We start from the raw sequence: 26,542 nt of genomic DNA, 5'->3' as shown, positions 1-26,542 counted from the left end.
ACTCACAGAACCGCCCGGCCATGGGCCGCCCACCCGCTGTGGGCGGGCGGCCCGCTTCTTCAGCGCCAGGCCACCGTGGTGGTGCCCGCGTCGACGCGGTACGCCTCGCGGCCGAGCACGGAGTTGACGATGCGGGCACTGCGCCAGGAGGCGAGGCTGAGCAGCGTGTCGTTGATGCCGTGACTGCTCTGTGCGAAGCCCTGGACGTAGATGCGGTGGTCCCCCGGAGTGTCGAGTTCGAGGGAGTAGTCCGGCCGCACCTGGAAGGCGCCGTCCTCGATGGACAGTTGGTCCTGGATCGGCTTGAGATATCCGGGAACCGGGTTGTGGTAGCCGGTGCAGAAGATCACCAGGTCCACCGGGAGCCGCTCGACGTCACCGCGGTTCACGTCGTGCAGGTCGACCACGATCTCGGAGCCGTGCTGCTCCAGGCCGACCGCCCGGCGGGAGGCCAGGAGCTGGTGGCGCAGCTCGGACCGCAGGACGTGGTCGAGGTGGTAGAGGCGCCGGTAGACGGAGCCCAGCAGCTCGTCGGTGATGCCGTCGCCGCCGGCGTCCTGCTGCTCGCGGATGATCTCCGCCCTGCGTGCGGCGGGGAGTCCGTTGAAGTAGCCGACGTAGGTGGAGGAGAACCACTCGTTGGTGAAGGGCGAGTCGTCCAGGGGCTGGAAGCCGATACGGCTGGAGGTCCAGGTGAGGGACGCGGGGAGGTTGTTCTCGTCGGAGATGAGGTGGTTGACGACCTCGGCCCCGCTCTGCCCCGACCCGACGACGAGGACCCGGCGCCCCTTCCACTCGGGCCGGGTCACGGTCAGGTTGCTGCTGTGCACCACCCGCTCGCCCTCGAAGGGCTTCGCGAAGTCGGGCAGGCGGGGTTCCGCCCCCGATCCGAGGACGAGGTTGCGGGCCGTACGGGTGGCGCCTCCCTCGGAGGTGACCTGGAATCCGTCGTCGGTCAGGGACACGGACTCGACGCGCTTTCCCCACTGGAGGGACGGGAGCTGTTCGGCGGCCCACTGGAAGTACTGCTCGAACTCGCGACGGGAGCAGCTCATCCCGTTCGCCTCCAGGAACCTGAACGCCCGGCCGGTCTCGACGAGGAAGTTGAGGAAGGAGAACCGGCTCCGCGGGTCGACGAGCGTGACGAGGTCCCTGAAGTACGTCACGGTCAGCTGGGAGTCGGGCAGCATGAGGCCGGGATGCCACCGGAACTCCGGTTTGGCGTCCAGGAACTGGGATCGGATCTCGGGGAAGGGCTCGGACAGCGCCGCGAGGCTCAGGTTCGCCGGCCCTGTGCCGATGCCGATCAGGTCGAAGTCAGGCATGTCACATCTTTCGCTCATCGGTCGGGGCGCGCTGCTGTCGCGTCGTACGCGGACAGACCGCTCCCGCACGTACTGGTCACGTCGCACGCGAGCAGGACCTACGGCGGCGCGGTCGCCGCCGTTCGTCCCGGTGCCGTCACCGCCAGTACTCGTCCTGGATGGCGGCGATCCGCCGCATCAGTTCCTCGTCGTCGGCGGCCTTGATCACGTACGAGTCCAGGAAGTCCGTGGAGTGCCTGACGCCTCCGCGTCCGTTGCCGGCGCCGCGGTGGGTGAGGTGTTCCACGACGCCGAGAGAGGTAAGCCGGTCGGGGTCGATGCCCCGGGATTCGCCGCCGCCGGGGTAGAAGGCCAGGAACCCGGCTGTGCCGGCACCGTCCACGGGCTCGGGGGCGGTGCCCAGGGATATGTCGAGTCCGGCGTCGATGCGGATCTGCGTCTCGACGATGTCGAAGCCGTACTGCGCCTGGATGACCGGGGGGATGATGCCGCCCGGCGGCCGTCCGGCGACCTCGCAGAAGACCAGTTCGTCGGCTTCGGTGTGGAACAGCTCCAGATGTGTGGTGCCGTCCTTGAGTCCCAGCGCGGCCAGCACCCGCGTGTTCAGCTCGGTGATGCGCCGGACCAGCTCGCCCTCGCCCACGAGTACGGTGCCGAAGATGGACCCCGGCTGGTAACTGGCCGGGTCGGCGAGGTACTTGCCGACGCTGCGGAAGACGACGGTCCCGTCGCGCACCACGGAGTCGCAGTGGTAGATCTGGCCCTTGACGAACTCTTCGACCTCGTAGTGCGAGCCGGAGAGATCGAGGCCGCCGACGACGCGGCGCGCCTCTTCCAGCGTCTCGACGATGTAGAGGTCCTTCGCCGCGAGCCCCGTACGGCTCTTGATGACCTTGCGGCCGGTGCTCCAGTCGACCTTCTCCAGGTCCTCGACGGTGTCGAGCGGGGCGAAGTCGGGGACGGTCGCGGCATCCGCCGCCCGGACCGCGTCCTTCATCCGGACCTTGTCGCGGAAGCGCGTCGCCGTGTCGAGGTCCATCCCGGTGAGGCCGAACTTCGAGCGCATCTCGGCCGCCAGGAGCACCGCCCGCTCGTGGACGGCGATGACCCGGCTGATGGGGTGGTTGCGCAGGATCCACTCGCAGATCTCGCGCCAGCGGTCCTCTTCGTTGGCTTCGCACAGTGCGACGTGGTCGAGGGGGTGGTCGGCGAATCCCGTGACCCCGCCGTCGATCTGGGTGCGGGCCGCCATGTGGATGTCGATTTCCGAGGTCGGCAGGGTGTAGACGCCACCGCGGTTGAAGTTGGAGTACGGGTGGTTGTTGATGAACAGCGCGGCGGGCTGCCCGGAGGGGGACGCCGCCCGCTCCCCGCGCCCGTCGTCCCGGCCGGCCCCACCGGCCCCGTTCGCCCCACCGGCCCCGTTCGCCCCACCGGCCCCGTTCGCCCCACCGGCCTTGTACGCCCCACCGGCCTCGTATGCCTCACCGCCGGACGTGCCGGCCAGGAGGCGGTGCGCCTCGTCGACCCGGGTGCCGTCCGTGCCGAGCAGGGAGTTGGCGAGCGTGGCCGCCCGCGCGCCCTCGTCGCTGAGCGAGACCACGGCCGTGGGGGCCAGCGGGACCAGGATCTCCCTGACGAACTCCTCGAAGCCCTCCCCCGCGAAGTCGACGCTGTAGTAGCCCGAGAAGTCGTCGACCAGCTCGTCCACGCGAGAGCCGGGGCGCTGCACGAGGACGAGGGGCCGGTCGAGGGCGTGCGCGGCGCGGGCGGTGCGCACGTCCGCGTCGATGACGACCAGGCGCCCGGCGCCGGGCTCCGTGTTCCGCTGGGTCCCTACCACTGTCCGCTCCCGATCTCTTCGGTCGACGCTCCGCCCAGGTGGGACAGCTCTTCCCTGATGGATGCCTGCTCCCAGTCCTCGCGGTTGCGTACGTACATGGGCTCGTCGGCGACGATGGAGACCGTGGAGGTCCTGCTGCCGGCCAGACGCCAGCGCACGGTTCCGTTGACCGGCTCCGCGAGCGAGGTGACGAATGCCTGGCAGGCGGCCCGCAAACCGGCGAACCAGCGCCCTTCGAGCGCCTCGCGGACCCAGATCTGCTCGATGTGGATCTTCTCCCTGAGGGCCTCCGCGTCGAGCACCGCCGTTTCCAGGTGGCGGCGGGACGCCAGCAGGAGCCAGGCCGCCGGCATCTCCCGCACTTCGAGGACCTTGGTTCCCCCCGCCAGGTGCTCCAGGCCGGTGTAGCGGCCCAGGCCGTGGGCCCCGACCGTCCGGTTCAGCGACTCGACGACGTCCGCGAGCGGAAGTTCGCGCCCGTTGACGGCGACGGGGATACCGGCGCGGAAGCTCACGTCGAGGTCTTCCGCGTCGGGCGTCCCCCGGTTCGCGCTCCAGCGGTAGTAGGACTCGGGCACCGGGTGGTTCTCGGGGTCGTCCAGGATTCCGGACTCGAACTCGCGGCACCACAGGTTGGAGTCGCCGCTCGCCGAGCGCTCGGCCATCTCGTCCAGACCGATGGCCCCCAACTCCTTGATCTTCATCTCCCGGTCCACGGGATCGAGGTCGTAGGGAGTGCCGAAGTGCCCCTGGAATCCGAGCTGGCCGAGCGCGCCGTTCAACCTGCGCAGGGTGTTCTGCGAGCGGTTGGCGGTGTGCAGGATCATCCCCGCGTCCAGCTCCCGCGCCAGCTGTACGGCCGTACGGGCGATGAGCGGCCGGCTCAGCGACGAGCTGACGGGGTGCGTGTCCAGGTACACGCCGTGGGCGGCGATCGCGGGCTTGACGAACTCCTCCACGAACACGGACCGGCCGTCGACCAGGTGGAGGCGTACCCCCAGCCGGTCGGCGATCCGCTGGATCTGCTCCGGCCTCTCGTCGCCGCCGACCCCCACACTGAGGGCGTGCACGTCGGTGGCACCGGCCTGCACCAGGCGGTGCAGGAGGTAGGTGCTGTCCAGCCCGCCGCTGAACAGCGTCACGATGGGGCGCCTGACGTCGACATCGCTCTGCGCGATGTCGCGAAAGGACCGGATCCCCCTTCTGCTTGTCTTCACGCCGCACGTCCTTAACGGTCCAGCCGGATGCTGCAGGAAAGGGCGGTCACGGCCGCCGCGATCTGCCCCGCGGCGGGTCCGTGGCCGTCAGAGTTCGGCGGACCGGGAGCTGTCGCGCAGGAAGGACAGCTTCGAGTAGAGACCGCGGCTGGCGGCGATGCCGAGGTCCGCCAGGTGCGCCTCGACCAGGCTGGTCAGACGGCTCAGCTCGGAGTCGATCGAGGTCCCGTCCATGCCGAAGTGCCGGCGGGTCTCCAGGTACTCCGTCTCCACCTGCCGCATCTTGCGCCCCGAGCCGTCGCTGAGGGTGATCTCGTCCGTCTCGATGCCGAAGCAGTGCCCGGTGGTGGCCGACTGGACGTTGATGTCGAACTTCGTGCGCCGCAGCCCCGGCAGCCGCCTGAAGCTCAACTCGGGGAACTCCCGGGCGAGGTAGCCCTCGAAGTCCTCTCCGGAAATCTCCAGGCCGTTGCGGAAGGTCTCGATGCGCCGCAGTGAGTCCTTCGCGAACTTCTTCATCTTGAGCCGGTACGTGCCGTCTGCACGCGACTGGAATGCGTAATGGCCGACTTCGTCGTCCGGGGCGAGCACCTCGAAGTTGTACTGGACGAAGTGCCAGCGGCTCAGCTCGTATCCGGGGTCGGTGAAGAACCCGGGGAAGTCCCCCTTCTCGACGGCCGTCCACAGGCTCTTGGTGAGGGGCCAGATGGCGGCGTCGTCGACGAGGGTGACCTTCTCCTCGATCTCGATGTCCTTCTCGTAGCCGAGGTAGGCGTTGCCCTCGACCCGGACGAAGTCCTCCAGTTCGGTGCGGTACTTGAACGCCGAGGCGAAGAGCTCGGCGACGCCCGCGTCGGCCGCGTGGTCGAACCTGGCGACGCGGACGAACACCGCACCGATGGTCCGTATACGGGTGCACATCAGTACTTCCGTATGGGCCTGCGGTTCGCCCGCGTGGGTGCGGAGCAGCATGAGGGGGCCGAGCGCCGCGAGTGCCGCGTCCACGGAACCGGCTTCCTGCGCCCGGCCGGTGGACGGCAGGGCGGTGCGCAGGTGGTCCACGAACGCCTCGTCGAGCCCCGTGCCCGCCCAGGCCGCCAGGGGCTCGGCCGGTACGGCGAGATCACTGGCCCCGCCCTCGGCGTCCACCACCGCGATCGCCCGCGCGACGGTGTCCTTCCGGCGCAGGTACTCCGAGGCGCGGGTGCCGGCGCCTTCCTCGGGCGCGAGTTCCACGACGAGCACCGGGGCGTCGGCGACCGGCGCGAGCGTGTACTGGTGGGCGGCGTCCGCGAGTACGAGACGCCTGGCGACGGCCGTGCCGATCCCCCCGCCGTCGGCGGAGAACTGCGCTGTCAATGCGACTCCTCATGAAGTGGTCGGACACGGAAAAGGTGATCACGGGCCGACGGACTGGGATTTATGAGAATGCCCGAGCAGCCCGGAAGTCAATGACTGGGGCCGGTCCCGCGACACTGCGAGAATTCGGAATGGAAAACCCATGTCGACTGGCGGCAAAACGGGAACCATGCGCCCGGCCACCGTCGGGATAATCAATGAGGGAGCACACTAGGCAGCCCAGGCATTGGTCGTCAATACCCGCGCAGATCCGGCACGCCGGCCGCAGTTCGATCACTGGGCACATACAACTCACCTCAGATGACGGCGAGTTACCCCCATGGGGCTTCTGTCCCCACATAGCCCACAACCCCCTGTTCGACCGGCGCCGACGCTAGCACGCACCCCGTTTCAAGCCAGCGACTTTCGGGCGGAGATCCAGAACAAATCGGATTGATGCATGCTTCTCACCCCCTCCCGTCTCATTACCCGAGACGCGATCGAAGAAGCGGTTTACAACGTGGCTGATACGGACCTAGGTTCGCTCAGGTGTCGGCGGGGGGTCACGACTTCAGAACCATGGATTCATCTTCATGGTTCGGCATCTTTGATTTTCGCGTTCCCCTACGAAAGCCGCACGGCAGGCGTCAACTTTTCGGCGACGGAACGATTCACTAGGCGGTACAAGTGCGCGCACAGCAAAACCCTGCCGGGCCGGGATCCAGAACCGGGCGACTCGTCGCCGTGGTGGGACTGGACGGAGCCGGCAAGTCGACCCAGGTGCGCATGCTCGGTGAATGGCTCCGCGCCCAGGGCATCCCGGGCCAGGCACACCGGAGCCTCACCATGGCCCCCGTACGCAAGGCGCTCAACGCCATCGCCGAAGAGGAGGGTGTCGCCGACCACTTGGAGCTCATCGGCGGCGAGACCATGCGTCTCATCTCCTCCTGCTCCCAGCTGGCCCGGGTCACCTTCCTCGCGGAGCCCCTCACGACGTCTCCGGACGTCGTGATCGTCGACCGCTACGTCTACTGCCAGTACGCCCTGGCCAAGGCCGAGGGTGTCGGCAGCGTCGACTTCCTGCGCAGGCTGCTCGGAGGTGCGCCCAAGCCGGACCTCACGATCTTCCTGGACGTCTCCCCGGCCGAAGCGGTGCGCCGCATCAACGTGCGGGGCATCGATGAGGAGGACCCGGACTTCCTGGAGTCCTTCCGGGACGCCTACCTCGGCCTCCCCGAGTTCGCCGACTTCGTCTCGGTGCCGGGCGACGGCGACTTCGACACCGTGCAACTGGCCATGAGGCAGGCCATCGTCGACGCGTTCCCCGACATCTTCGCGAACGCCTCCCTCGCCTGAGCAGCCCTTCCGGCCGGGCCGAGGCCCCGCCGGACGGCGGGCACGCCTCGCTCGGCCGCCTCGCACCGACGGCGGTCCGACGCGCACCTCCGCCACCACTGTGCAGCCGCCGCCGTGCGGTGCCGGCGGCACGGCGGTGGCGGCCCGGCGGTGGCGGCCCGGCGGTGGCGGCCCGGCGGTGGCGGCCCGGCGGTGGTGAACCTCCTTCCCCGGGACGGCAGCCCGGGGACGGGGCCGCGTACGGGCCGGGCACGCGCACGGGCACAGAGATCCACGGATGTCGGGATGCAGGGGCTCCGGTACGCGAGGGCTCCAGCACACAGGGCTCCGGTACGCGGAGACGCGGGTGCGCCTGAGTCTCCCGCCCCGCACGCCCCCTCCCACGTGACCGCCTTCGCTCCGGCAGGAACACGCCCCCGAGCCCGCCCCCGCAGCGGCCGTCCCGATGCCCGCGGCTGCGGGGACCAGGCACGTCCCACATCGGCACATCGGCACATCGGTAATCGGCAAACCACCCAACAACGACGGGATACACGATGAAGGGCTCGATCGTCCTGGTGAACGACTCCGACGGTCCCGAGATCATTCGGTCGACCGCTGAGGAGCGGCAGCACCGGCTGACCCAACTGATCGCCGCACTCCGCCTCTTCTCGCGGTGGGGCTACGACGAGGGCGAGGGTTTCGCCGGGCACTTCGCGGTCCGCGACCCCGAGGTGACGAACGCGTTCTGGGTCAACCCCGTCGGGGTCCATCTGTCGATGGTCGACGTCGACGACCTCGTCCTGCTCGACTACGAGGGCAATGTGCTGGTGGGACACCACCCGGTGAACATTGGCGCCCTGGTGCTGCACTCCAGCGTGCAGGCCGCGCGGCCGGACGTGGTGGCCTCCTCGCACTTCCATTCGCCGTACGGGCGCATCTGGGCGAGCACCGGGAGGGTTCTCCCGATCACCAGCCAGGACACCTGCGCGTTCTACCAGGACCAGGCGGTGGACCACGAGTTCGGCGGTCTGCCCCACACGTTCGAGGACGGCCGGGCCACGGCCGAGGCGCTCGGCGGGTTCAACAACCTGATCCTCAAGTACCACGGCCTGCTCACCGTCGGTGCTTCGGTCGAGGCGGCGGCCTGGCGCTACCTGACCCTGGAGAGGGCGTGCAAGGCGCAGGTGCTGTCGGCGGGGCTCGGGCCGCTGGAACCGATCCCGCACGACGTCGCCCTCAAGACGCAGCGTTATGTCGCGTCCGAGGACAGCGCGCGCGAGCAGTTCAAGCCGCTCTACGACTTCATCGAGCACGTCGACGGGGTGTGGACCACCGAAGCCTCCCGCATGCCCGTGGTGCCCGTGCCCAGCGCGGTCTGACACCCCGGCCGACCCGATCCCCGCCGGCGTCAGCACCCCGTCCCCGCACCGGAGTTCACCCGTCTCAGGAGGACCGTTGAAAGCGCAGCTCACACGGCCGGAACTGGATGCCCTGCCGTCCTACCTGCCAAGCCCCATCCCGCTCGACAGCAGCGGCGCCCCGCAGGCACCCGACGCCGCGAGACTCGCGCTCAACGAGCTTCCCTTCGGCCCGCTGCCCGGTGTCGTGGAGGCCGTCGTCGCCGCCGCCGGGGACACCAACCGCTACCCGGACATGGCGGCCGTGGCCCTGCGCAACGCCCTGGCCCACCACCACGGTGTGACGTCGGACCGGATCGTGACCGGTTTCGGCTCCGTCTACCTCCTCGAACTCCTGTTGAAGGCGGTGTGCGAGCCCGGCCAGGAGTTCGTCTTCCCCTGGCGCTCCTACGAGGCGTATCCGGTCGCCGCGGTCGGCGGTCACGTACGCCCCGTGCAGGTGCCCTGCACCGACGACTTCCGCCAGGACCTCGACGCGATGTCGGCGGCGATCACCGCCGACACCCGCGTGGTGCTCATCTGCAACCCCAACAACCCCACCAGCACCGCCGTCACCCGCGCGGAGCTCACGAAGTTCATCGACTCGGTCCCCGAATCGGTACTGGTGGTCCTGGACGAGGCGTACGGCGACTTCGTCACCGACCCCGACGTCCCGGACGGGCTCGTCGAGTACGGCCACCGGCGCAACGTGGTCGTCCTGCGCACCATGTCGAAGGCCTGGGGCCTGGCCGGCGTACGTCTGGGATGGCTGGCCGCCGCCCCGGAAGTGGCCACCGCCATGCGCAAGTTGCTCGCCCCCTTCGCGACGAGCACCTTCGCCGAGGCCGCCGCGCTCGCCGCCCTCGAACAGGAGAAGGAGGCGCGCCGCCGTGTCGACTTCGTCACCGCGGAACGCGCCCGGATGTACCCGGTGCTGAAGGCGCTCGTGCCCCGGACCCCGGTGTCCCACGCGAACTTCTTCTGGCTCCCCATGGCCGAGCCGGCCGCCTTCGCGGCGCACTGCAAGGCGGGCGGGGTCCTCATCCGGGACTTCCCCGAGGCCGCCCGTGTCACCGTGGGAACCGCGGCGGAGAACGACCGGTTCCTCGAAGTGGCGGCCACGGCGGGCACGTTGCTGTCAGCGGGGACCGACTAGTGTTCCTTCCTCTCGATTCCGACGGCCATCTGGTCAATCTCGCCGACGCCGAAAAGGTGGGCCCGCAATGGCGCCCCCTCATCGAGAGTCTGGTGAACGAATGCCAGTCGCGCTACGAGGACCTCGCCAGCGTTTATCTCAGGGGTTCGGTGGCCACCGGAACCGCCCAGTGGGGCCGCTCGGACCTCGACCTGATAGCCGTGACGTACCAGGAGCGCGGTTTCGACCGGCCGTGGATACGGCAGGCCGTGGAACGCACCCTCAGCCGGCACTCGGTCGTCGTCGACATCGATCTCGCCATCACGTCCGCGACGGCCGTACTCACCGACCGGAAAAGTGGCTTCTACATCAAAACGCAGTCGGCCCTGGTGTACGGGGAGGACTTCGCGCCGCGGATCGCCCCGTACCGGATAGACGCGGAAGCCTTCAGCCATTTGTTCAATCTTGAACTTGACCTCAAAACGGTCACGAGCGCCATGTCCGGCGCCTCCGAAGCCCTCACCCGGACGCTCATCATGCGCCTCGTGAAACGCGTGCTCCGCGCCTGCCTCGAACTGGTCGCCGAGCGGCATCAGACATACACGCGCGACCCGGAAATGTGCTGCGAGGTATTCGAGAAGTACCACCCCGAAATGGCGGGCGCCGCACGGAACGTACTCGGCCTCATGACCGGGTTCACCGATCCCGACGACGCGATCGAATCCATCGAGTCGTTGATCCGGTGGATCGCCGTCGAGAGGTCGCGGATCTATCCCCTGGAACTGCCGAAGATCGCTTTCATCGACGACCTGGGGATCTGACGGGCGGCGGCCGACGGGGTGGTGCGGGCGCGCCGGCCCGGCGGGGCGAGCCGCCCTTCACCGGTCACCACCTCGGCCGGCCGGGCCGACGTACACCCGCAGGCCGCCCATCCGGTGCGGGACCCAGGACCGGGCGTAGCCGGGCAGTCGGCCGCCCGGTGCCACGAGCACGGCTGTCGGCAGCCGCTCGGCGGTCCGCCGGAGTCCGGACGTCGTGGTGTTGGCGTCGTGGCCGCCGGCCGCCGCGGAGGAGCAGCCCGCGTAGAAGGCGATCGGGACGTACTCCTTGCCGGTGACGAGGCACGGCGGGCGGACGCCCAGCCGGTGCAGCCCGTCGGCGACGGCGGCCCACTCCTGCCGGGCCGCCGTGGTGCGGCGCACGGTGTTGTGCAGCACCACGAGTTGCGCGGTCAGGTGCCCGGCCAGTACGAGGACCAGCAGCGTCACGGTCAGCGGCCGGCCCGCCCGCCCGGGCGCCCGCACCGCGCGCACCACGAGTCCGGCGACCGGGACGGCCAGCAGCGCGTAGGCGGGCATCAGGAAGCGGGGTGCCGCGTAGCCGATCAGGAAGAGGTACGGGAAGGCCGCCGACGCGGCACAGGCCAGCGGTACGAGCGTGACGGCCGGGCGCCCCGCACGGACGGCGCCCCTGACCGCGAGAGCGGCGAGCACCGGCAGAGCCAGCCACCACAGCGTCTCCGCGACGGGGGGCACCGCACCGGCGCACGGCCGGCACAGGGTGCGCCCGCCCAGCGCGCGCAGCTGGTCCACCACCGCGACGTTCCAGCCGAGGCCGCCCTGGATACGGGACGCGTCGGCCAGGCGCTGCGCGAGCCCTCCGTAGGCGGCGTACGCCTCGATCACCCACTCGACCGCCCCGGCCGCGAGACCGCCGCCCAGGGCCACCAGCAGGGCCGGGCGGCGCCACTGCCGTACGCACGCCACCAGGACGAGCAGCGGCAGGACCGCCCACACCGCGTCCATGGGACGCATCCAGGCCATCAGGGCCGCGCTCAGGCCCACGCCCCACAGGGCCGCGCGGTCGGAGCGGTCCGCCCCGGCGCGCAGGAAGCAGCCCGTACCGGCCAGGGCGCCGACGGCGACCCAGTAGTTGGGCATGGCCTGAGGGCCGTAGAAGAGCGTCACCCACAGGGTGGCGAACAGGGCGCCCGCCGTCGCGAGCACCCGGGCGGGAAGGACGCCCCGCCAGGCACGGAGCGCGAGGAAGAGTCCGAGGCCGGACAGCACGGCCAGGTAGACCCGCAGCAGCGCGGTCGACGACGACCAGGCGGCGACCGGCGCCACCAGCAGCGGAACGCCGCGGGCCCGCGGGGCGCTGAAGAACGAGGCGGGGGCGTGGGAGGCGACCTGGCTGACGTACACCGACTCGTCCCAGCCGAGCCCCATCCCCGGCCGTACGAGAAGGAGTTGGGCCAGCGTGAACGCACCGGCCACGGCGGCGACCGCCACCTCGCCCCGGGGCCTGCGGGACCAGCGTGACCGCTCGGTCCACCGGAACCGGTTGGCCCACCGGGCGGAACGGGCGGAACGGGCGGGACGGGCGGGACGGGCGGGACGGACAGCGGTCGGCGGGACGGTGTCGGCCGACGGGGCCTTGACCGTCCCTTCCTGCGGGACCAGGCCACTCCCCCCGCCCGATGCGACCCGCGCGCCGTCCGTGGTCTGCGGACCCTTGCTCATCGCACTCCTCTTGACCCTGCGGGCTGAACGACCCAGCCCGCCTCCGCCCGAGAATCCCCCACCCGCCGTGAGGTTTCAGCCGTGGCCGACGCGGGTCCGCGGTGATGAGCCGAAAGGCGTAACGCCGCCCCGCGTGCCCCAGGTGCGGGTCGACAGGGCCACCAGGTATCCGTCCGGATCCCGCACGGTCGCGCCCCAGGTGTCCCCGCAGGGGTTGTGGGCCGGGACGCGCTCGCCGCCGTACTGGAACACAGCCCGTGGGTGATCAGACGCCCATCGGGCGCTGGTCCTGGGTACTCGGGCCTACTTCCCCCACGGCCCCGAACAGAGTCCAAGATCCCCAGCAACGCGCATCCCCGGAACATCCAGCACGCCACCCGCTACACTGACGGCGGTGAACCGGCCCTCACCGGCCGATCGCCAACCTGTCCGAAGCGTGTCAGGAACGGTCTCGCGTGCGGAACCGTTTAGGCACATGTACCGACAGATCCCCGCCTTCGTAGCTCAGGGGATAGAGCACCACTCTCCTAAAGTGGGTGTCGCAGGTTCGAATCCTGCCGGGGGCACAGCACGAAGGGCCAGTTCGGAGGCGTGATCCTCCCGAACTGGCCTTTCTCATGATCACGGCCGTGCCACCCGCGCGCCACTACGGCCCGGCCGGAGTCGCCAGGCCGGCCTTCGTGGGCCGCCTGTCCTCGCATGAAGTCACTTGACGATGACGGCCTGCGGCCACCGTGGGACGGTCCCTCGCGGGGGAAGCGCGTCGAAACTCCGTACCAACCTGGTACCGACGCCCAAAGGGCAGAGGTGACGCGGGCGTCCGCACCGGATGATCACTCTGTTCTGTGCACCCGCTTCGACTTCTGAGCGTACTTCGGGGGACCTCATGAACCGCTTCACCCTCCGCACCGGCAGCACTCTGACTGCCGTCGCGCTGATTACCGGCATGGCATCCGCTTGTTCCGACTCCCCTACGCCGTCCAAGGCTTCGCAGTCCGAGAAGGCAGCGAGCTCCGCCGCGGCGCCCACAGCGCAACCGCTCTCCCCGTCCGGCAGGGAGCAGCTGGACAAGGAGGCCCGCGACTTGCTCAACATGGCGGAGCGCCTGGAGTCGGGCGAGGAGGGTTTGGTCTCGTCCGGTTCCCTCGCGGTGCCCGGGGAGAGTCTGGACACGACCATCAAGTCCGGCACGGCCCTGCGAGTGGAGGTGGCGTGCGCGGGGGAGGGCACGGTCACCTTCACGGTCGTCTCGGGCACCGCCAGGACAGCTGAGCGCGTCGACTGCACGCAGCCGATGACGAACGGGTTCGACTTCACCACGGCCGGGCCGAGTCTCGCGATCCAGGCGGACTCCGCCGAGGAAGACAGGGTGGGCACCGCCTACATAATGAGCCGCATCTCCTGACTGTTCCGGCTGACGGCCCTTGTCGCCCTGGTCCCGACGCCGGCAGGGGCCACTGCGGACAGACGTCGAAGCCGGCAGCATCCTGCACCCTCCGACGGAAGCCCGCCGCACGGGCGGGGCAAGTGAGGAGCTGGAGCGGTTCGTCGAGCCAGAGCCGGCTGAACCGGCGTCCGCGTCCCACCCGTCGCGCCGGCCCTGTCGGCCTGAGCGGCGGGCAGGCCCAGCGACATCACTGCTCCGTGTTCAGCCGCGCATACACGAACATGTCGCGTCGGTCGGTCCCCACCTGCTGCCAGCCCCGCAGCAGCCCCTCACATTGGAACCCCGCCCGCTCGGCAGTGCGCACGGAACCCGTGTTCCACGGCTCGACATACAGCTCGAGCCGAGGAATCCGCAAGGTGCTCAAGGCCCAGTCGGCGACGGCGCCGACCGAGGCTACGGCCGCCCCCTGCCCACGCGCCGACTCGACGACCCAGTAGCCCAACGATGCCCGGCCCTGCCCCAGGTCCTTCAGCCACAGCCCCACGTTCCCGACCGGCCGGCCATCAGCGCCCACGATGACAAACGGATACCCGGTCCCCGCGATCGCCCGACCCCACTGCCGCTCGACGAACGCGACAGCTGCCGACTCCGAGCAGGGCGAGGGCACCGTCGTGATCAGCGGGATGTAGTCGTCCTCGGACGCTTCGCGGACAAGCTGAAGATCCGAAAGGCGCCACGGCCGAAGACTGAACCCCGCACCAGCTGCGAGTTCGGGCACGTCAAGTGGTTGCTCCATCCACCCATCCTGCCCGCCGACCTCCCATCGCTGTTGAGAATCGTCGACAAAAGTGTCGGTCAGAGCGGGTAAAGCAGCATCAGGACCTCGTCCCGGGTGTCGTCGGACGCGAAGCGTAGGGCGCTGGGCCAGCGGCCCACCTCCCGCCACCCAAGACGGCCATAGAAGTCCTCCAGCCCCGCTCTGCCCCGGGCCGCGAGACGCAGTTGTTCAAGCCCGAGCTCGTCACGGGCAACTCTCCGCAGCTCCCGCATCAGAGCGGAGCCGACACCACGGCCGCGGAAGTCCGGATGGGTCTGGAGGTGGTGGACCGACCCCCAGTGCGCGACGAGACGGAAGGGATCACACCTGAGGACGACCCATCCGGCAAGGTCTTCCCCGAACCTGGCCACGAGAAGACGGCTGCGCGTCAGGTCGAGATGTCCGAGAAGTTCGTCTACGACTGGCTCGACGTCGTTCTCGCAGACGGGCGGGAAGGGGAACCCCGCTGCCCCGCCCGTGTTCGTCACCGCAATCCAGCAGTCGACGAGCTGACGTCTCAGGTCGGAAGAGACCTCGTGCATCTCTGTGATCCGTGTGAGAGCGGGCATGATCTTCTGCTTCATGCGCAGGAGCGTCGCAGGTGATGCTGACATCGGCGGGCGGTCGGCGGAAGCGCGTCGAGCACCTGGTGCAACATCGACGGTGACGCCCGCCGAACCGTGCACTCCGGGTCGCCCGGCGGATGCGCGTGCGCGTCATGGCGAGCGCCGGAGGCGGAGTGCCCTTCGGCGATGACGATCGCGTTGCCGCTGATCGTCCGGTCGCAGTCGACGCAGTAGCGGGGGAAGGTCACCGGCGGGCCTTTCGCCAGAAGCGGCCGAGGCGTACCGAGATGGGGCAGGCCGCGCTGACCCGGCAGGTCGCGCACGTCGCGGTGTGCGCCAGCCACGCGCGGTACGCCTGCTCCCCAGCGGAGGGCCGCTCGGTGGGGCTCGTCATCGGGCAACCACCTCCGTCCCGGCCTCGGGCAGGAGTCGGTAGAGGGCGGGTACTCCGTGCTGCTCGGCACAGGCGGCGTGCGCGTACACCGTCGTGCCCGAACCGACGCTCATGGCGTGCATGCGCACGCAGATGTCGAGCGGCCACCTATCAGCTCCCGCTTGCCATCGGTCACGCACGACTCGTGCCGACTGCCACCAGTCCGGAATCCGGACCGGTGGGCGACGCCGACCGGTCCGGGAACGAGACCCCTGAGCGCCCGCAGGGGTCCGGAACCCGGACCGGTACGGAAGGGGCCGGGGGTCCGGAATCCGGACCGGAGGGGTCCGAGAACGAGACCCCAAAAGGTCCGGAATCCGAACCCCTCAACCAGACCACTCCCACCAGGAGTGAAAGCAAGCAAGCTGGAGCGCCCGCACTCGACGGCCTCGGCCCCGGGATCCCCACCGGAGCCCGCCCGTTGGTCGACGCGCTCACCACCGCCGGAGTGCTCGTACGCTGGAGCCTCGCGGCCTCCGATTGGTCCGTGGTCGAAGCCCTGATCGAGCGGACCGGAGTCCAGGCCCTCGCCGCCTTCGCCCTGAGGCAGGCGGCCGCCCGTGACATCAGCTTCGCGAAGTACTTCCTGCCCGGCTGGCGGGAGTTACCTCCGCTGCCCGCACCCGGCGCCGTACGCCCCGCAGTGCCCGCGCAGCCGGTGAGGCCAACGCAGCCCGTCCGCTACTCCGCGCCCGCTCCCGGCGGCTGGCGGCCGTACACCAACCCGGTCGACCCGTCCGTGTACGAGAGCGGATTCTGATCGTGGAGCCCACCACCATCGGCGTCCTCGGCCCGTCCGCCCTCGCCCACATCATGGGCGGCATCGCCGAGAAGCAGCGCCAGGGCGTCGGGCCCGGCCCCGTCGCAGACGGGCACGTACCCGACGAGCCCGGCCACCCCGAGTACCACCACCGCCGCCGCGCCGCGTGGGCGCTCGGCCGCTGGCAGACCGCGACGCCGCCCCGCTACCGGCGGGCCGACGCAACCCTCCCCGCCGTCCGGCAGTGGGCGGACGCCGTGGCCGCCGACCCGGAGTCCGCCGGGTCGCTGCTCCTCACCGGTACGACCGGCACCGGCAAGACGTACGAGGCGTACGGCGCGCTCCGTCGTATCGCCGAAGCCGGTCCGCGTACGTACGAGGTCATCGCGATCACCGCCGCCGACCTGTACGGCCGTCTGCGCCCCAAGGGCTCGGAGCGGGGAGCGGAGGAGGAGCTGCGCCGTCTCTGCCGGGTCCCGCTGCTGCTCCTGGACGACCTCGGGTCCGCGAAGGCCAGCGAGTGGACGGAGGAGGTGACGTACCGACTGGTCAACGAGCGGTACAACGCCTGCCGGCCCAGCCTCTACACCAGCAACCTGCCCGCCCGGCCGCCCCTGGACGAACAGGGCCGCCCCACCGGCCCCGACCTCACCACCGCCCTCGGCGAGCGGATCGTGTCGCGGCTCTCCGAGGACACACGGATCGTCGCGATGACGGGGACCGACCGGCGCCGGGCCACCGGCCGGTGACGGGCCACCGGGTGCCCTCTGGAGGGGAGTTGGCGCCCCGGGAACAACCAGCGAAGGCCCACACCTGCCCTCCGCCCAGGGGAAGTCGCCCCCGGACGCCGAGCCCAGCAAGACGGCGGCCGGACGACAGCCGGACGACAGCCGGGCTCTTCGAGATCCGCGCCCCCTCCCCCTCGGCCGCCTACGAAGTCCGTACGTCTCCACGCGACTTGGGGAAGGCGGCGCGCAGTGCGGAGCCCCGGGTGAGGAACGCGACCCGGATGACGGGCAGCATGCAGACGACCTGCGTCGCCGCGTACCAGGGCGGGCAGACACCCGGGATCAGGTCGACCCCGACGATCGCGACCGGCATGACGACGGCGAGGGTGCTCACGCGCTCGAAGGACCGTTTCGATCCCCGGGAAGCGGAGACGGCCATCCCGTGGATCAGGACGGCGACCGCGGGCAGCAGGACGGCCCGGACCCACATGAAAGTGTTCACCGTATGCCCGCCGGCCGCCACCGCGACGACCGCCAGGAGGGCGGCGGCGCCGAGTACGCCGTAGATCTTGACGTAGGTCTTCGCCGCGTCGAAGGCGGCCCGGGTACGGGGGCTGTCGAGGAGCGCCGCCCCAGTCGTGTCCTTGTTGGTTTCCATGCTCACCGACGCTAGGAAGCGCCGGGCCGGCGCGGTATCGGTCTGGCCCCACGGGTGGGTGGGGCCAGCCCCACTCCTCGGTCGGCCAGGGTGGTGGCGGGCTCCGCGCGGTGCACAGTGGGAAGCCGAACGGGAAGCACCGGAGGACGGAAGGCGAAGGAAGATCCATGAGGGAGCTGGGGTCGTGGTCGGCGCGCGTCGGCGTGGGGTTCGTACGGGCGTGCGCCGTGGCGGTCGTCAGCATGCTGGTACCGGCCGTGTGGGCCGGGGCCGTGGCGCTGGGGATCTGGTGGGGGGCGGGAAACCCGTGGTCGTGGGTCGCTCCGGTCGTGCTGGTGTGCGGGGGCACGCTCGCCCTGTCCCGCCCGGTCTGCCGGATGGTCCGCTTCCTCGTCGCGAGGTGGACGGCCACCGTCGTCCCCGCCGGATACCGGCAGGCCGGGCCGGTGACGCGGATGTCCACCGGGTACTGGTGGAACGGCTTCGGCTACGAGCGCACCCGCCGCGACGCCCTCCTGGATCAGAGGTGGCGGGTCCGGTGGAAGGACCCCGCCAACTGGCGCGACCTGCGGTTCACAGTGGTCGCGCCGTTCACCGCCGGTCTGGTCGCGTCCCTCCCGCCGGCCGGGCTCGCCGTGACGGTTCTCGGGCTCGGCCGGCCGGAGCCCGCCGCGCGCGTCGTCGGGGCACTCGGCCTGGTCGTGGCCGTCGTCGGCGCCCCGTACGCCTGGCGGGTTCTCGCGCCCGTGGCCGTCCGCTTCCTGCGTCCGTCACCCGCGATGGTGATGGCGGACCGGGTGGCCGAACTGACCACTCAGCGCGCTGACGTGACGGTCGTTCAGGCCGCCGAGATCCGCCGGATCGAGCGAGACCTGCACGACGGGGCGCAGGCCCGCCTGGTCGGGCTCGGGCTCTCTCTGGCGACTGCGGAGAAGCTGATGGAAACCGACCCCGAGCAGGCCAAGGCCCTGATGCGGGAAGCGCGGGCCGGTGCCACCGCGTCGCTGGCCGAGCTCCGCGAACTGGTCCGGGGAATCAACCCGCCCGTACTGAACGACCGAGGGCTCGTCGACGCCGTTCGCGCGCTCGCCCTGGACAGCCCGCTCGAAACGGTTGTCGGCGCGGACCTCCGCATCAGCCTGGATCCGCCGATCGAGTCCGCCCTGTACTTCGGCGTCGCCGAGTTGCTGACCAACTCGGTCAAGCACGCCCGCGCGACCCGGGCCCGGATCTCCGTCGTCCAGGAGGACACCACCGTCGTCATCGATGTCGAGGACAATGGCCGCGGTGGGGCCGTCCTGCGGGCCGACGGCGGACTCGCGGGGCTGCGCCGCCGTCTCGCGGTCTTCGACGGATCCCTGGAGATCACCAGTCCGGAAGGCGGCCCGACCCGGGTGAGGATGATGGTGCCGTGCGTATCGTCGTAGCCGAAGACCTCTACCTCCTGCGTGACGGGATGGTCCGCCTCATCGAGGCATACGGACACCAGGTGGTGGCGACCGCGGCCACCGGACCCGAGACGTTGCACGCGCTGCTGACATGGCGGCCGGATGTCGCCGTCGTCGACGTCCGCATGCCACCGACCCAGTCGGACGAGGGCCTGCGGGCCGCTCTTGCCGCCCGCCGCGAACTGCCCGGACTGCCGGTCCTCATCCTGTCCCAGTACGTCGAGCAGTTGTACGCCCGCGAGCTCCTGGCCGACGGCGCCGGTGGCATCGGCTACTTCCTCAAGGAGAGCGTCTTCGACGCCGATCAGTTCGTCGACGCCCTGGAACGCGTCGCCGCCGGCGGGACCGCCATGGACCCGTCCGTCATCGCCAAGCTGCTGGCGGGCGGCTCCTCGCATCGACGGCTCGAAGGGCTCACCGAACGCGAACACTCCGTGCTCGGCCTCATGGCCGAAGGGCTGTCCAACCAGGCCATCGGCCAACGGCTCTTCCTCAGCGAAGGCGCCATCAGCAAGTACACGACCTCCCTGTTCGGCAAACTCGGTATCACCGACGACGGCACCGGCAACCGCCGCGTCCTCGCAGTCCTCGCCTACCTGAACAGCCCCTGACGCCCGCCCCTCGGCACCACTGCCTCCACCACCGCACCCGGACGGCCGACCGGCGCACCGCACCGTCACATCCCGACCCGCAAGCCCGTTGCCTCCGCCATCAGTTCGCCGATCACACGGCGCGCGTTGCTCGCCATCACCGGGTTCGTCTCGCGGTAGTGGGCGAGTTCGGGGAGGGCGACGGAGAGGGCCCAGCCGCGCGCCCGCCGCCAGGTCGCGTCGTCGGCGTCCAGGGCGGTACGGAACCGGGGGCGGGCTCCGGCGGGGAGCAGGTACCAGGCAGCCATCAGGTCGAGCGCCGGGTCGGCGAGGCCCATGCAGCCGAAGTCGATGACGGCACCCAAGCGGCCTTCCCTGATGAGGATGTTGCCCGGCTGGAGGTCTCCGTGGGACCAGACCCCCGGTCCGTCCGGTGCGGGGGCGGACAGTGCCGCCTCCCACACGGCGAGAGCCCTCTCCCTGCCCGCCTCGCCCAGAACCTCGCGGAGGGCGTCGATCGTCCGACGGGTGTCGGCGTCCCGGGCCGCGAGCGCTTCGCTGCGGTACGCGGGCGGGGCTCCGGCCCGGTCGACCCGGCGCAGAGCGGTGATGAACTGGGCAAGGTCCGGCGCCAGTTCGTTGCCGTCCGGGAGCGAGCCGGCGACACCGTCAGCCTGTTCACCATGGCCCACCCCCAACCACCTTGTCAGCGGCTCGCCTTCGAGCCAGCGGCACACCGACCAGGCCCAGATGTACCCCTCCCCCGGCACACCCTGGGCGAGTGGGGCGGGGATCGGGACCGGGAGGTGGGCGGCCAGGCGGGGCAGCCAGTGGTGCTCCTTCTCCACGTCCCGTGCGCCGCTCTCGGCGAGCGGGAGCCGTACCGCCATCGCTCCCCCGAGCCGGTAGATGGCGTTCACCGTGCCGTGGGAGCCGGTCCGGCTGACGGGGAGCCCCGCCCACTGCGGGAACTGCGCGGCGACCAGGGCCCTTACAAGATCTTCGTCGGAGAGCATGAGCCGATCGAATCGGCTGGGCGGGGCCGCCGCAACCGCTTTCCGCGCCGGGCCGTCACCGGGCCCCGCCGGGCCCGCGTCGACCGCTCGGACCCCCCGCCACCTGCGTCAGCGCATCTCCTCCGGGCACGGGGTGCCGGGGCTGAAACGGTACGGCGCGGCCAGCCGGTAGACGCCCGCCTTGGGGGCGACGAGTTCGGTCCACTGGTCGCCGTGGGTCTCCTCGTCGACCTTCAGGAGGCACCCGTTGACGTTGTCGAAGGTCTTGGGGGCGTTCTCGTCCGCCTTGGTGCGCTCCTTGGACTCCGCCGTCTCCTCGGGGCGGTCCAGGCCCTTGCCCTCCTCGTCCACGAGGGAGAGCCAGCGGGTGTAGGGCACCCGGATGAGGACGCGGCCGGCCGTGGAGACCCGGAGGGTGATCTCGTCGGCCTCCGCGTTCAGGACGGTGGCGGGCGGGTCTGCGAGCGGGGTCGGATCCTCGACGCGGTACAGCTTCCAGTTGGCGTCGGCCCAGATCTGCTTCAGGTACGGCAGGCCGTCGCCGACCAGGGTCGCCTCCTGGGCGGCCCCGCTGTCCGGGTTGCCCTTGGGCAGCACCACGTAGTGGACGGCCCAGCGGTCGAGCCACTCGCGGTAGTTCGTCCCGTCGAGGGTGTCGTCGTAGAAGAGCGGGTTGCGCTTCATGTCGGCCTGGCGGTTCCAGCCCCGGGCGAGGTTGACGTACGGCGCCAGGGCGGAGGCCTCGCGGTGGCTGCTCGCGGGGACCACCTCGATCCGGCCCCTCGTCGCGTCGGCCACCTGGAGCTGGTTGACCAGCGGCGCCAGCTCGCGCGCCCAGGAGGCGGTCGGCGCGGTCCGGACGATGTCGGCGACGCTCTTGAAGCCGATCCAGACGTTGAGGCCGACGATGGCGATCACCAGGGCGTACCAGCGGCGGGTGCGCGGCGCGGTGAACGGCAGCGCGGCCAGCAGCACGACACCGGCGAAGAGCATCGCCATGCGCGTGATGTTGGAGCCGATCTGGGAGTCCACGAAGTAGGTGGCGAGCGTGCCGAGACCGTAGAGGGCGGACGCCGTGCGGACCGTCTTCCACTCGCGGGGCACGAGCACGAAGACGAACACCGCGAAGACGAACGGCATCGACAGCGTGCCCACCGACATCGGCTGGGTGCCGGAGAACGGGAACAGCCATGAGGACAGCCCGACCACCACCACCGGCGGCAGCCCGATGGCGTACGCGCCGGGGCGCCGCTTGTGCAGGAAGAGCGCGGCGGCCACCACGCCCAGGAAGAGACCCGCGACCGGGCTGGAGGCGGTGGCGAGGCCGGCGAGCGGCGCGGCGACGCCCGCCTTCGCCCAGCGGCGGTACCGCCAGCGGTACGGCCAGCAGAAGACGGCGGCGACGGCCCCGACCGCGAACATCATGCCGAGCCCGAACGTCACCCGGCCCGACAGCGCGTTGCACAGGTACGCGAAGACCCCGGCGAGCGAGCAGGCGAGCGGGTTCCGCACGGCCTTGACCCGTACCAGGATCATCGCGGTCAGCCCGGCGGAGACGGTGCCCGCGAGCATCATCGTCGACCGGACGCCGATCACGGACATCAGGTACGGCGAGACCACGCTGTACGAGACGGGGTGCATGCCCCCGTACCAGGCGAGGTTGTACGCGGTTCCGGGGTGCTGGCCGACGAACTCGGCCCAGGCGTCCTGCGCCGCGATGTCGCCGCCGCTGTTGGCGAAGAAGAAGAACCAGAGGACGTGGGTGACGGCCGCGGCGGCCGTCGCGATCGTCACGGGGTGGCGGGTCAGCCGGTGCAGCAGCGTCCGGGGCCGGTGCGGCGGCTCGGCCTGCGTCACCGGCGCGGTCCGCGTCGCCGGCTTCTGCGGCTGCGTTTCGTGGTCGGCGCGCGGTTCGGGTTCCGGGGTGCGCTGGGTCGGCACGAGGCCCACGACGGCCGGGTCGCCGGCGTCCACCGGAATCGTCGAACCGCCGGTCCCGTGGCCCTCGGGCTGCCCGGGTGTCCGGTCTCTCTCGCTGTCCGCCTCGCGGCCGGGTCTCGGCTCCGCGGTGGTCACTACGGTTCTCCCCGTCGTCCGCCGGCCCGGTGCGTCCCCCGGCGACCGCCGTTCGGCATTCCGGCTGCTGTTCGTCTGCTCGTCTGTTCGGTCTGTTCCGGGACGCTAACACGTACCAAGCGGACAGAAGGGGGACGGGGGGCACCGGATCGGTACCCCCCGCCCGCTCGCCCCGAGGCTTGTCCGAGGCTTCCCTCGGTCTTCTCCCGGGCTTCCCGCCGCCTTCTCGCAGGCCGGACCGGTCGTCAGCCGATCCGGGACAGCTTGGCCCCGAATCCGGGCTCGTTCAGGTCCTGCTCCAGGGCGACCGGAACCTTGACCTGGCTGGTGCCCTCGCCGACCGTCAGCGTGCCGACCTCGGTACCCGCCTTCGCCTCGTGCGGGACGGTCCTGCCATCGTCGGTGAGCTCCAGCTTCACCGTGAGACCGCCCCAGCCGACCGCCTTGACGTCCTTGGTGGCGACGACCGGGGTGCTGGTGCCGAGCCCGTCGTCCACGACCCCGACGACCTGGCCCTTCTTCACGATCGTGGCGCCCTTGAGGGCGTCCTCGGTGGCCAGCATGACCGTCTTGCTGACCCGGTTGACCTCGTCGATGATCGACTGGCTGTCGTACTGGCCGAGGATCGCGCCGACGATCAGCTGGTCGGTCCCGTCGATCATCTTGTGGGCCGCGAAGAGCAGGTTGCCGCCCGCCTTCGTGGTCGAGCCGGTCTTGATGCCGAGCGCCCCGTTGAAGGGGACCAGGTGGTTGTAGTTGGGCCAGAGCTTGCCCTTGGGGTCGGTCCAGCTCGGCAGGATGGTGATCTCCATCAGCGCCGGGATCTCGACGAGCTTCTCCCCGAGCTTCACCAGGTCCTCGGCGGTGCTCACGGTGGTGGCGTTGAGGCCGGAGGGGTCGGTGTACGTGGTGTTCGTCATCCCGAGCTCCTTGGCGGTGGCGTTCATCTTCTCGACGAACGCCTTCTCCGAGCCCGCGTCCCACCGTGCCAGCAGCCGCGCGATGTTGTTGGCGGAGGGGATCATGATCGCGGAGAGGGCGTCACGCTCAGTCAGCACGTCGCCCTCCTTGACGGTGTCGAGCGTGGACTCGCCCTCGGAGGAGAGCTTGCCGTCGGACTCGCCCTTCGCGTCGACCTTGATCGACGCCCCGTCCTCACCCTTCTTCATCGGGTGGTCCTTGAGCACGATGTACGCGGTCATGGCCTTCGCCACACTCGCGATCGGCACCGGCTTCTGCTTCCCGAACGAGCCGACCGTACCCAGGCCGGTCGCCGCCATGTAGCCCTGGCCCTGGGACGGCCACGACAGGTCGGGGGCGGCCCCGTCGAACGTGTAGGTCGGCGTCGTGGTCACCGAGAGCGTCGGGTCCGGCAGCGGCCTGACCATCTGTGCGACTGCAAAGATGATCAGCACGAGCAGGACGAGCGGCGTCCAGATCTTGACCCGCCGCACCGCCGTACGCACCGGGGTCTGCGGCGGCGGCGGAGTGTTCGTCAGCTCGGCGAGCAGGTCCAGCGGCGGCTTCGGCGGCAGCGGCAGCGACCGGGTCCGGTCGGGCTCCCCCGTGGCGGACGCGGTGGGCGTGGCGGGCGTCCCGAGGGCCGGCGTCACCGTGGGCCCGACGACCGGGCCCTGCGGCTCGGGACGACGCGGCGCGGGCGCGGCCCGTACGTCGTCCGAGCGCAGCGGTACGAAGGTGCTGGTGCGCTCCGCCTCGCTCTCGGACTCCGGCTTCCCGCCCTTGGCGGCCTTCGCGTCGCCCGGGGTCTTCGCGTCGCTCGCTGCCGGCTTCGTGTCCGGCTGGGTGTCCTGCTTGGTGTCCCGCTTGGTGTCCTGCTTGGCCGACGCCTCGCGCTTCGGGATCTTCAGCGCGGTCGTGGGCTGGTCGATCCGGGGGCGGACCGACTTGAACACGGCGGTGGGCTGGTCGATACCGGTGTCGTCGGCGTCGGCACTGTCGGCATCGCCGCTGTCGCCATCGCCGTCCACGTCGGCGTCGGCTTCGGAGTCGGCGGCCGCGTCGGCCTCCGCCTCGGCGGGCCTGTCGGCGGGCTCGTCGGCGCGCTTGTCGGCGGGCCCGTCGGCCGTACCGGAAGCACCGGAGCCCTTGGCTGCCGACGCCGGTTCGGTGGGCGCGGCCTCCTCACGGGTACGGGGCACCTTGGCGCCGGCCGTGTCCGCGCCGGGCTTCCCGTCCTCCGAGGGCCCGGGCTTCTCGTCCTCCGTGGCGTCCGCCGACTCCGCCGCTTCCGCGGACTCCGTGGCCTCGGCCGGCTTCTCGGCCGCGGCGGGGCTGTCGCCCTCGGAGACCCAGGCGGCGACCGCGCGGCGCAGCCGCTTGTCGCCGTCACTTTCGACCGTTTCGCTCCGAGCTGTCTCGCTCTCGGCCGCTTCGTCCTCGGCCGTTTCGCTCTCGGCCGCCTCGTCGTCCTCGGCGTCCGCGTCGGCGGCCGGGGCGCTCGTGGGGCGCTCCTGCGCGCCGGAGGCGCCCGAGGGCGTGGAATCGGCCTCCGAGGGCTCTGTGGGCCCTTCAGAGGTCTCTGTCGGCCCGTCCTCGGCCGCGTCGGTGCTCGTGGCGCTCTCGGCGCGCCCGGTGGCGTCCGCCTCGTCCGCGTCCGATGCGTCGGCCGCCTCGTCCGCGTCGTTCGCGCCGTCCGCGTCGTCCGCCGGGGGAACCGGAACGCGGAAGCGGAACACCGCGGTGGCGCTGTCCTCCCGCGAGTCGGCCTCCGGAGCCGCGTCCGTACCCGGCTCCGCGTCCGTACCCGGCTCCGCTTCCGTCCCGGTGCCGGAGGCCGCGTCCGTACCCGGCTCCGCGTCCGCCTCGGAACCGGGAGTGTCGCCCGCCGCGTCTCCGACGGTGTCGTCACTCGGGCCGGCGGGTTCACGGAACACGGAGAGCCTGGGGTCGCGTTCCTCCGGAGCCGCCCCCGAGGACTTCGACCGCTCCGACTTGCCGGGGGACTCGCCCGCCACCAATGCCTCCTCATAGCTGCGGGGACTGCCCCCGCTGTCCGAACCGTGTACCAGTGTCCTGTGTGAACCCTTGCTTCAGCTGCTAGACGAGAACGACATACCTACTGGTTCCCGTACAAAGCTGGCAGGCGCTCTCGACAGACAGTTGTGAGAGGGGTCACCCTGTCACTCATCCACGCGGGGAGGCATGGATGGGCAGGAGCCGCAGAACAATTCCGGAAGAGCTTTTGCTGCTCGCTCTGGACCCGACCACGGGTACCACGGCGCAGCCGCAGTCGCTCGACCTCGGCCTCGCCGGAGCACAGCTAGTGGAGCTGGCTCTGGCAGGACGGATAGCCCCTGACGGGGATCGTATCGCCGTGGTGATGCCACGGCCGACTGGAGATCCGACCCTGGACTCCGCACTGGAACTGCTGCGCAGACGCGGCAGCCCGGTACGGGCGGTCCACTGGATCGGCGGACCCCGACTGGGGCTCCGTCAGGTCTATCTCGCTCATCTGGAGCGGTGCGGCATGGTGCATGCCGTGGCGGGCCAGATGTGCGGAGTGCTGCCGACGACTCGCTACCAGGCGACGGACACGGCAGTCAGCAGGGACATCAGGTCCCGGCTGGACAGTGCGATCCGCACCGGTGTACCGCCGGACCCGCGGACCGCGGCGCTTGCCGCGCTGGCCCACGCGGTCGGACTCGGCAAGCACCTGTACCCGGGGAACGAGGGGCGTTCATCACGCTCCCGCCTCCGGGACCTGATCAGGCACGACCCGATGGGCGGCCTCGTGGCGCATGCCGTGATGGACGTCCAGAGCGGCGCGGGCGCACAGCCCCGCCGCAACCAGCAGGCAGCGGGAGTGCCGTTGCAGCCGCAAGCACGTCGCGGCAGCATGGCGCAGACCGCGGCGAGCTGAACGCAGTGAGCTGAACCGCGGTGCGCCGCGCGGGACATCCGCGCTGCGCACCGTTTCAGAGCCGT

At 70.8% G+C, this 26,542-nt stretch carries 22 protein-coding genes and 1 tRNA gene; 11 read left to right on the top strand and 12 right to left on the bottom strand.

The annotated features are described in order from the left end of the window. Positions 1–59: 59 nt before the first annotated feature. The 4 genes from OG599_RS20035 to OG599_RS20020 form a co-directional block, all read right to left on the bottom strand. Positions 60–1,325, bottom strand: coding sequence for a lysine N(6)-hydroxylase/L-ornithine N(5)-oxygenase family protein (locus OG599_RS20035; RefSeq protein ID WP_327177348.1), 1,266 nt, complete (start codon positions 1,323–1,325; stop codon positions 60–62). A 136-nt stretch (positions 1,326–1,461) separates the two neighbouring features. Then, a complete protein-coding gene (locus tag OG599_RS20030) occupies positions 1,462–3,168 on the bottom strand; it encodes an ATP-grasp domain-containing protein (RefSeq protein WP_327177347.1) in 1,707 nt (568 codons plus the stop codon). Then, a complete protein-coding gene (locus OG599_RS20025; protein ID WP_327177346.1) occupies positions 3,162–4,385 on the bottom strand; it encodes an argininosuccinate synthase-related protein in 1,224 nt (407 codons plus the stop codon). Before OG599_RS20025 ends, OG599_RS20030 begins: the two co-directional genes overlap by 7 nt. Before the next feature lie 87 nt (positions 4,386–4,472). Beyond that, on the bottom strand, positions 4,473–5,744 hold the full coding sequence (locus OG599_RS20020) for a hypothetical protein (RefSeq protein ID WP_327177345.1): 1,272 nt from the start codon (positions 5,742–5,744) through the stop codon (positions 4,473–4,475). A 723-nt stretch (positions 5,745–6,467) separates the two neighbouring features. Between OG599_RS20020 and OG599_RS20015 the strand changes: the two genes are divergently transcribed. From OG599_RS20015 to OG599_RS20000, 4 genes are all read left to right on the top strand, one after another. Continuing rightward, a complete protein-coding gene (locus tag OG599_RS20015) occupies positions 6,468–7,079 on the top strand; it encodes a dTMP kinase (RefSeq protein ID WP_327177344.1) in 612 nt (203 codons plus the stop codon). Positions 7,080–7,615: 536 nt separating this feature from the next. Beyond that, on the top strand, positions 7,616–8,440 hold the full coding sequence (locus OG599_RS20010) for a class II aldolase/adducin family protein (RefSeq protein WP_327177343.1): 825 nt from the start codon (positions 7,616–7,618) through the stop codon (positions 8,438–8,440). A 76-nt stretch (positions 8,441–8,516) separates the two neighbouring features. After that, positions 8,517–9,614 (top strand): histidinol-phosphate transaminase, encoded by a 1,098-nt coding sequence (locus OG599_RS20005; RefSeq protein WP_327177342.1) that lies wholly within the window; start codon positions 8,517–8,519, stop codon positions 9,612–9,614. Next, the gene (locus OG599_RS20000) at positions 9,614–10,414 is read left to right on the top strand and encodes a nucleotidyltransferase domain-containing protein (RefSeq protein ID WP_327177341.1); all 801 of its coding nucleotides are present in this window, start codon (positions 9,614–9,616) and stop codon (positions 10,412–10,414) included. Before OG599_RS20005 ends, OG599_RS20000 begins: the two co-directional genes overlap by 1 nt. A 57-nt stretch (positions 10,415–10,471) precedes the next feature. Here the strand turns inward: OG599_RS20000 and OG599_RS19995 are convergent, their stop codons facing one another. Further along, entirely contained in the window at positions 10,472–12,115 is a 1,644-nt protein-coding gene (locus OG599_RS19995) for a hypothetical protein (protein WP_327177339.1), read from the bottom strand. A 493-nt stretch (positions 12,116–12,608) separates the two neighbouring features. Here OG599_RS19995 and OG599_RS19985 point away from each other — a divergent pair. Next, a tRNA-Arg gene (locus OG599_RS19985) sits at positions 12,609–12,681 on the top strand. 320 nt (positions 12,682–13,001) lie between these two features. Next, complete coding sequence (locus OG599_RS19980) at positions 13,002–13,520, top strand: hypothetical protein (RefSeq protein ID WP_327177338.1); 519 nt, start codon at positions 13,002–13,004, stop codon at positions 13,518–13,520. Positions 13,521–13,749: 229 nt separating this feature from the next. Here OG599_RS19980 and OG599_RS19975 read toward each other — a convergent pair whose 3' ends face one another. The 3 genes from OG599_RS19975 to OG599_RS19965 all read right to left on the bottom strand — a co-directional run bounded on the left by OG599_RS19975 (position 13,750) and on the right by OG599_RS19965 (position 15,279). After that, positions 13,750–14,298, bottom strand: coding sequence for a GNAT family N-acetyltransferase (locus OG599_RS19975; RefSeq protein WP_327177337.1), 549 nt, complete (start codon positions 14,296–14,298; stop codon positions 13,750–13,752). A gap of 59 nt (positions 14,299–14,357) precedes the next feature. Beyond that, positions 14,358–14,903, bottom strand: coding sequence for a GNAT family N-acetyltransferase (locus tag OG599_RS19970; protein WP_327177336.1), 546 nt, complete (start codon positions 14,901–14,903; stop codon positions 14,358–14,360). A gap of 226 nt (positions 14,904–15,129) precedes the next feature. After that, entirely contained in the window at positions 15,130–15,279 is a 150-nt protein-coding gene (locus tag OG599_RS19965; RefSeq protein ID WP_327177335.1) for a hypothetical protein, read from the bottom strand. Positions 15,280–15,739: 460 nt separating this feature from the next. Between OG599_RS19965 and OG599_RS19960 the strand changes: the two genes are divergently transcribed. Together OG599_RS19960 and OG599_RS19955 are read left to right on the top strand one after the other, a co-directional pair. After that, on the top strand, positions 15,740–16,078 hold the full coding sequence (locus tag OG599_RS19960) for a hypothetical protein (RefSeq protein WP_327177334.1): 339 nt from the start codon (positions 15,740–15,742) through the stop codon (positions 16,076–16,078). 2 nt (positions 16,079–16,080) lie between these two features. Continuing rightward, positions 16,081–16,827, top strand: a complete 747-nt coding sequence (locus OG599_RS19955; protein ID WP_327177333.1) for an ATP-binding protein — start codon at positions 16,081–16,083, stop codon at positions 16,825–16,827. A 181-nt stretch (positions 16,828–17,008) separates the two neighbouring features. On the opposite strand, the gene OG599_RS19950 is transcribed toward OG599_RS19955, so the two are convergent. Beyond that, positions 17,009–17,464, bottom strand: a complete 456-nt coding sequence (locus tag OG599_RS19950) for a hypothetical protein (protein WP_327177332.1) — start codon at positions 17,462–17,464, stop codon at positions 17,009–17,011. Positions 17,465–17,631: 167 nt separating this feature from the next. Here OG599_RS19950 and OG599_RS19945 point away from each other — a divergent pair, with 167 nt between their 5' ends. Together OG599_RS19945 and OG599_RS19940 are read left to right on the top strand one after the other, a co-directional pair. Then, a complete protein-coding gene (locus OG599_RS19945) occupies positions 17,632–18,891 on the top strand; it encodes a sensor histidine kinase (protein ID WP_327177331.1) in 1,260 nt (419 codons plus the stop codon). Continuing rightward, positions 18,876–19,523, top strand: a complete 648-nt coding sequence (locus OG599_RS19940; RefSeq protein WP_327177330.1) for a response regulator transcription factor — start codon at positions 18,876–18,878, stop codon at positions 19,521–19,523. The genes OG599_RS19945 and OG599_RS19940 overlap by 16 nt, the downstream gene beginning before the upstream one ends. 65 nt (positions 19,524–19,588) lie before the next feature. Here the strand turns inward: OG599_RS19940 and OG599_RS19935 are convergent, their stop codons facing one another. The 3 genes from OG599_RS19935 to OG599_RS19925 form a co-directional block, all read right to left on the bottom strand. Then, positions 19,589–20,518, bottom strand: coding sequence for an aminoglycoside phosphotransferase family protein (locus OG599_RS19935; RefSeq protein WP_327177329.1), 930 nt, complete (start codon positions 20,516–20,518; stop codon positions 19,589–19,591). Between the two features lie 108 nt (positions 20,519–20,626). Next, complete coding sequence (locus OG599_RS19930; RefSeq protein WP_327177328.1) at positions 20,627–22,594, bottom strand: MFS transporter; 1,968 nt, start codon at positions 22,592–22,594, stop codon at positions 20,627–20,629. 245 nt (positions 22,595–22,839) lie between these two features. Continuing rightward, entirely contained in the window at positions 22,840–25,572 is a 2,733-nt protein-coding gene (locus OG599_RS19925) for a serine hydrolase (protein WP_327177327.1), read from the bottom strand. A gap of 191 nt (positions 25,573–25,763) precedes the next feature. On the opposite strand from OG599_RS19925, the gene OG599_RS19920 reads away from it, so the two are divergent. Next, positions 25,764–26,477: a GOLPH3/VPS74 family protein gene (locus OG599_RS19920; RefSeq protein ID WP_327177326.1), complete on the top strand. Its 714-nt coding sequence runs from the start codon at positions 25,764–25,766 to the stop codon at positions 26,475–26,477. The last annotated feature ends 65 nt before the right edge of the window (positions 26,478–26,542 follow it).

This window comes from Streptomyces sp. NBC_01335 (assembly GCF_035953295.1).
Lineage (GTDB): Bacteria > Actinomycetota > Actinomycetes > Streptomycetales > Streptomycetaceae > Streptomyces.
Note: the sequence above shows the minus strand (reverse complement) of the source record. Positions and strands in the feature narration are given on the sequence as shown.

Excerpts from the sequence above, each read along its gene's own strand:
- OG599_RS20035 (WP_327177348.1), bottom strand. The coding sequence starts at position 1,325 with ATGCCTGACTTCGACCTGATCGGCATCGGCACAGGGCCGGCGAACCTG.
- OG599_RS20010 (WP_327177343.1), top strand. The coding sequence starts at position 7,616 with ATGAAGGGCTCGATCGTCCTGGTGAACGACTCCGACGGTCCCGAGATC.
- OG599_RS19995 (WP_327177339.1), bottom strand. The coding sequence starts at position 12,115 with ATGAGCAAGGGTCCGCAGACCACGGACGGCGCGCGGGTCGCATCGGGC.
- OG599_RS19980 (WP_327177338.1), top strand. The coding sequence starts at position 13,002 with ATGAACCGCTTCACCCTCCGCACCGGCAGCACTCTGACTGCCGTCGCG.
- OG599_RS19975 (WP_327177337.1), bottom strand. The coding sequence starts at position 14,298 with ATGGAGCAACCACTTGACGTGCCCGAACTCGCAGCTGGTGCGGGGTTC.
- OG599_RS19970 (WP_327177336.1), bottom strand. The coding sequence starts at position 14,903 with ATGAAGCAGAAGATCATGCCCGCTCTCACACGGATCACAGAGATGCAC.
- OG599_RS19965 (WP_327177335.1), bottom strand. The coding sequence starts at position 15,279 with ATGACGAGCCCCACCGAGCGGCCCTCCGCTGGGGAGCAGGCGTACCGC.
- OG599_RS19950 (WP_327177332.1), bottom strand. The coding sequence starts at position 17,464 with ATGGAAACCAACAAGGACACGACTGGGGCGGCGCTCCTCGACAGCCCC.
- OG599_RS19945 (WP_327177331.1), top strand. The coding sequence starts at position 17,632 with ATGAGGGAGCTGGGGTCGTGGTCGGCGCGCGTCGGCGTGGGGTTCGTA.
- OG599_RS19935 (WP_327177329.1), bottom strand. The coding sequence starts at position 20,518 with ATGCTCTCCGACGAAGATCTTGTAAGGGCCCTGGTCGCCGCGCAGTTC.
- OG599_RS19920 (WP_327177326.1), top strand. The coding sequence starts at position 25,764 with ATGGGCAGGAGCCGCAGAACAATTCCGGAAGAGCTTTTGCTGCTCGCT.